General features: G+C 45.2%; 2 protein-coding genes and 1 pseudogene. All 3 read right to left on the bottom strand.

The genetic code is table 11. The annotated features are described in order from the left end of the window. Positions 1-2,937: glycosyl hydrolase (locus VN105_RS08985; RefSeq protein ID WP_325640010.1), on the bottom strand; the 2,937-nt coding region annotated here is incomplete at its 3' end. A gap of 183 nt (positions 2,938-3,120) precedes the next feature. Beyond that, positions 3,121-4,899 carry a RagB/SusD family nutrient uptake outer membrane protein gene (locus VN105_RS08980; protein WP_325640008.1) on the bottom strand — a complete coding sequence of 593 codons (1,779 nt, stop codon included), beginning with the start codon at positions 4,897-4,899 and terminating at the stop codon, positions 3,121-3,123. A gap of 12 nt (positions 4,900-4,911) precedes the next feature. Then, positions 4,912-6,047, bottom strand: a pseudogene (locus tag VN105_RS08975) (SusC/RagA family TonB-linked outer membrane protein); the annotation flags it as partial.

The raw sequence follows: 6,047 nt of genomic DNA, 5'->3' as shown, positions 1-6,047 counted from the left end.
GTCATATTTATTAAAGTCGGGCACACCTACCCAGCCCCAGGTGCGGAGTTTGCCCAGATCCGCTTTCATCCACATTTCATTAACCATCAGGTTCCCAACCCGTATTCTTATCTTATTTTCTCCCTCCTGCAGGTATTTGGATATATCAAATACAAAGGGGGCCCATAGCCGGTCGCCAACGGGTTTATCATTTACAAACACTTCCGCCATATATTTTACATCACCAAGATCTATGGAAGTCCTGGTACCTACATCTTTCAGCACAACAGGTATTTCATAATCAATATATCCCGAATACTGCTGAAGCCCATAGGCATACCATGATTGCAGTGTGCAGTTTGCTTTACTGCCAACAATAAATTTCAACGGAGCAGTCAGCGTTTGCTCACTTTGGACGGACCTTGCAAACGACAGCAACCGTGCATCAGCAGGCAAATCAATTGACGCCGCGGCCACGTTTGTTTTTACACCATCCATCCAAACCGTTGTGCCAATCATATTATCAGGGAACACTACCCTTTTTGCACCAACCGGTATATTGACCCTCCAATAGTGGTAACCGGTAGCATCATTATCTTTTATTTCATCTTTCTGCCCATTCCCGTTCCGTTTTTGCGCTGTCATAAAACTGGTATACTTCCATTTTGAATCATTGTATGCCAGCAGCATAAGATCTTCGCTTAACCCGTTGCCGGCTAAAGTGAATGAAGTGGCTGTGGTTTTATAAACAGTATCTTTCCCCGGATAGCTGATGGTCCATTTATCATCGAGCTTAATTTCCTTTAAATCAGATTCATGCTGCACCAACGGATCCATATCGCCTGTTCCGGGCTCAAATACGAGCCAATAGCCTTCGTAAGGTTGTAATGTCATTCTGACTTTGTTATATCCCTTCTCCTTCACGTAGGCAACGGGTTTACGTTCCCCGGTTTCACAGTTCCATATCTGAGCCGGGCCATCGCCATCCCTGAACCAGGCTGAAAAATTCCTCAGGGTATCGGAGTTATTGGCAAGCCAGTAAAAGTGGCTATTGGAAATAGTTCTGTGAGATGTGTAAAGCCGGCCTGAGTTTTCCAACCGGATCTGTGGCCGGATCTTTTCATTCAAAGCGGTAACCATTTTACCCAGCCTGTCCTTATCTCCCGACAGGTCAATAACATTGGGCAACCGCTTTAATGCGTTCATCTGGCTAATGATCAATGCATCTTTCATCCCTTTCTCCGGCGATCCTTCCGGTGTTGTACCGAGGAGCAGCACAACGCCTCCCTTTTTAGCAAATTCAAGTATCTTACCTGATACCGCATGAGAAATAACACAAGCCGGTGGAAGAACGATCGCCGAGAAGTTGTGGTTATTAATAGTGATCTTTGCACCGCTATTAATGGTTTCTGTTTTTCCTCTATCCAGGTAATATTTATCAGCGATTAAAAAGTCGATGTTATTTTTATTCAATGCTCTCATAGCATCGGAATACACCTGGTTGATCTCCAGTGAAAGCGTATCCCAGACTTCTTTGCCTTCCAGCAGGCCAAAATTTTCCTCATGCGTAAAAAAGCCTTCCGCATTTGCCCAGATACTTTCAAGCGGGTTTACCAGGAGAACATCCGCCACAAGTTTACTTTGCCTGTTCACAAAAGCAGCCCGCCTGGAAAAGTCGGTCCAGTTATGCAAATAAGGCCAATATGGATTTTCCGTAAACCAATCCGGCGGATACGGGTCCTGTTCAATTTTCCGGTTAACATTAATTCCATGCGGCACCACGTGGTTAATACCAAATGATGTAATAGAATTAATAGTCATTTTCATCATAGCCGGTGTTTGCTCCCATCCCGCAACGCCCATAATTTCACTCATAAAAGGACGATCTTCCAGTTCGGCTACTGTTTGCACTTCCTTAAAATCGTGAACATCCTGCGATTTCATTAAAAGGCAATCCGTTCCGGGCATGGTTGCTGTTCTTGTAACGCGCATAAAATCGCCCATGGCAGCGGTTTGTAACAACAGGGATTCTTCCCACAGATTGGAGATGTAATACATATTGTATTGTTTGAGCCAGTTCACCAAAGGCTCAAAGTAGCATTTGTTATATACGTCTGAAACAACATCAAACCAATCGCAACGGGCTTTTGCAAACAAACCGTTGTTGTCCTTTTCCGTTAAAAGGGGAAGCCATAAACGGATATCCTGGTTTTTCATTTCCTTATACCGTTTGGCAAGATATTCCGACCACGCCATCCGCCAGCCATAGTCGCCTTCATTGTCAACAAAAACACCAGGAATCGTTTTCCCCATATCATTTGCAAAATGTTTGGCATACTGCGCGTGAACAAGCGGAATGAACACTTCCATTAATCGGGGGTCGAGGTAGTTAACTTTTCCCCCGTCAATTCCGGGATGAAATCTTTTTGTGTAAGTATATACCACCCATTCTCCCGGTGGCGCCGTCCATTTAAAATGGCTTCCTTCCCCAATGATCCGCAGCGATGACGCATCAATGGCGTTGCCGCTTATTTTACCTGCCACGGCAAAATCTGTTGAATCGTAATAAACGGTCGATTTCCCCATTACCTTATACCGTTTCCAATCCAGGTATTTTGCCTCCAGCTCAGGATGCTGCGCTAATACCCGTCCTGCTGCCTGCCCGCTTGGCCAGTCATATTCATCACAATACCCCAGGGTAAATCCTTTGTTCTTTGCCGCCTGCATAGCATTTCCGAAACTGCTGAACCAGGGTTTTTCCAGGTATTGCTTATAAGGCAATGAAGAAAATGCCGGGTTTAAGCGATCCATTGAACCCCGGGGATGTGCATATCCGGGGTTCAGTCCCTGCTTCATCATTTCCTCTGCCATAGTAGCCGTAAAATGCTCATCCCTGATGGTATCATCCCAGAACCAGAATGTATGGGGAGCATAGAACATTGGGGGGCTAACAAACATTTGTTGAACCGTTTTGGGATCGCTATATTTTTTTTGCCATTCAGATTGCCCGGATATGTTCAAAGTAATTGTCAGCAGGCAACCGGTAAAAAGGATGTTCAGATATGTATATTTCATTACTGTTTTGAGTTAATAACTGGTATGAATATTATTTTCAATAAAAACCATCACTGCTACGCAATATTAATTATAACCGGGATTCTGCACTAGTTTATCGTTCTTATTCATTTCACTCCTGGCGATTGGTAGAAAGTAGGCCTTATTATCCCACTTTCCGCTTGTAATCTCTACCGGGGTAACAGTGGGGATGGTGGCGGTTGTATGATCGGGATTCAGTTTGTACACAACATTAACCCCATGCATAGGGTGATAGGCTTCCGGCCCGATCATCCAGCGGCGCACATCAAAAAAGCGGTGATTTTCGTACACCAGTTCAACACGTCTTTCGTTCCGGTATCTTGCTGATAAGGCCGGGCCGGCGTCCATCACATCAGGCATAGCCGCTTTTCTCCTGATCATATTAATGTAGGTGCGTGCTTCCGCCTCCTCTCCCAATCCAATACAGGCCTCTGCATAATTGAGTATGATTTCACTGTAACGAATAAAACGCCAGGTGAGGTCATCCTGGTGATTTACATACATGTCTGTTTTACGGTTTATAAATTTGAGCATACAGGTACCGGTATTATTATAACCGCCTCCGTAAACTACACTGTTCCTGCTATCTAATCCGTATGTATACACGACTTTATTAGCGGCGGCATCCCATTTTTCCCAGGTACCTACCTGTAAAACTCCTACGGGATCGGCTGCCAGTAAGTTGGATGGCCTTGACCTGAACTTTGCCCCTTCGTATAAAATGGAAGCATAAAAACGTGGATCCCTATTTTTATATGGTTCAAGATTTTGTGCGGGGTTGGTTCTGGAGAACTTAGTGCCGTCACTCATTTCATAAGCGTCTACCAATTCGCTGGGGGCGCCGTTTGTTTCAATACCGCCATATCCATTTGGGAAAACCTGCCAGTAGTCAGCTCCCTGGTTTACGGAGGCGTTGTAGTAGCGAATAAAGATGTCTTCTATACTATTTTTTGAGATAAACAGGTCCTCATAATTCTGTACGGCCTCTTCTGCGGATGCAGGATTTGGCTCATACAAACCGTATATGCCCAGGTCCATTACTGCTTTGGCAGCAGCTTTGGCTGCCTGCCAGCGTTGCTTCCTGTCGCCATCCACATACCCCAGCAGCTCAGGGTTGGAAAATCCCGGAAATGTTGTATTATGAAGATCGCTGGCCGCATAAAGCAATACCCTTGATTTAAGTGCCAAAGCGGCTCCTTTTGTTACTCTTCCTTTGTTGGCCCCGGTATTTACCAGGGGCAATAATGCAGCCGCCTTATCACATTCACCGGAAATAAACTGTACGCACTCTGCATAACTGTTCCGGGCGGCGGAGAAATCGTCTGTTAATTTATAGGACTTCGTGATCAGGGGTACTCCGCCAAAATAACTTATGAGTAACTGATAATACCAGGCCCTGAAAAAAGTGGCTTCGCCTTTCAACCTGTCTTTTAATGTAACGCCATCAATCAGCGCCGGATCATCCGGCAATTTGTCTATATTTTCCAGGAATATATTGCAGTCGCGGATAGCGCTGTACCTGCCGTTCCAGTCGCCCCAGCCTGCATTATCGGGCGACATCAGCATGTTGCTCATATTATAATCATTTCCCCCGTCATAGCATCGGGCCTCATCTACAGCCAGTGAAGTCATGAAGAACGACCAGGGATTCTGGTTATAAATACTATTCATGTTCAGTTGTATCAGGTTGGGATCAGACCAGACATCTGCTTCTGTAAATTGCGTGGAAGGCTTTGTATCAAGGAAACTTTTGCCACATGATGTTAGCAGCAGCGCCATAGACCCGATAACGATATATATTAAGTTTGAGTTTCTGTAATTCATACACTTTGATTTTTAGAATGTTGCCGTTAATCCAACGTTGGTGGTTTTGTTCAAAGGATACACCTCACTGTTCACCCAAATGGAGCCAGGGGCATCATCCGGAGATTCGGGATCGAAATCCTTCATCTTTGTAAACGTTAAAAAGTTCAGGGCGCTGACATAGATCCTCAGCGATTGTATACCTATTTTTTGCGCAATGCCGGATGACAGGTTATAACCAACCTCAAAGTTTTTCAATCTTAAATAATCGCTGCTTCTAACGAAGTAGGTGTTATTAGGTTCTCCATCTGTCATCCAATATGCACCTCCACGCTCCCATACTCTTGGGTTAACAGCACTTGGATGTTCCGGCGTCCATCGGTCTTTTACAAGGTTGTACATAAAGTTTCCAACGCCTGGCCCGCCGGAAAAAGTACGGTAGGATCTTTCCGCACCGGCCGCTCCCTGGAATAATACATTTGCGTAGAAATTCCTGTACTGCAAATCGATACTGAGCCCGCCCGTAAATGTTGGTATGGTGGTTTTATTGCTTCTTACCTGGTCCTGGCCATCAATCTGTCCATCGTTATTTACATCTTTAAATATAATATCTCCCGGGCGGGCGCCTGTCCAGTGAGGGTATTTATCAATTGCTGCCTGGTCTACGAATACACCTATTGCCTGGTAATACAATCTTGCGTTCATCTGGTTGCCGGTAGACTTCTGATAGTCGGGAACACCGGGTGTTTCATCCCAGAACTTAATATGATTCTTTGCCCAGGCCCCGTTGGCAGACACCTGGTATTTGAAATCGCCGGTACTGCCGCGATAGGATGCCTGCAATTCAAAGCCCTTGTTAACCACTTCCCCTATATTTTCCTGCGGCAGGCTTAATCCTGCAGAACCTGGCACAGAAGCGTTCCTGTAGGCCAGGATGTTTGTACGCAGGTTATAGAAATAATCAGCGCTTACAGCTAACTTATTATTGAGTAGTTCCACATCAGCGCCAATATTGGACTGATTGGCTATTTCCCAGGTAACCCCGGCGTTTGGAATACGTAATGCTTTCAACGCCTGTTGCGGAACATTTTCATTAAACACATAGCCACCGTTATAGCCATAGGTTGTAAGGTATTGATAGGGCCCTATCCGGTCGTTCCCTGTTTTTC

The sequence above is a fragment of the Chitinophaga sp. genome (genome assembly GCF_035564935.1).
Classification (GTDB): domain Bacteria; phylum Bacteroidota; class Bacteroidia; order Chitinophagales; family Chitinophagaceae; genus Chitinophaga.
Note: the sequence above shows the minus strand (reverse complement) of the source record. Positions and strands in the feature narration are given on the sequence as shown.

Bases quoted from the DNA above. Each gene is read 5' to 3' on its own strand.
- VN105_RS08980 (WP_325640008.1), bottom strand. From the start codon at position 4,899: ATGAATTACAGAAACTCAAACTTAATATATATCGTTATCGGGTCTATG.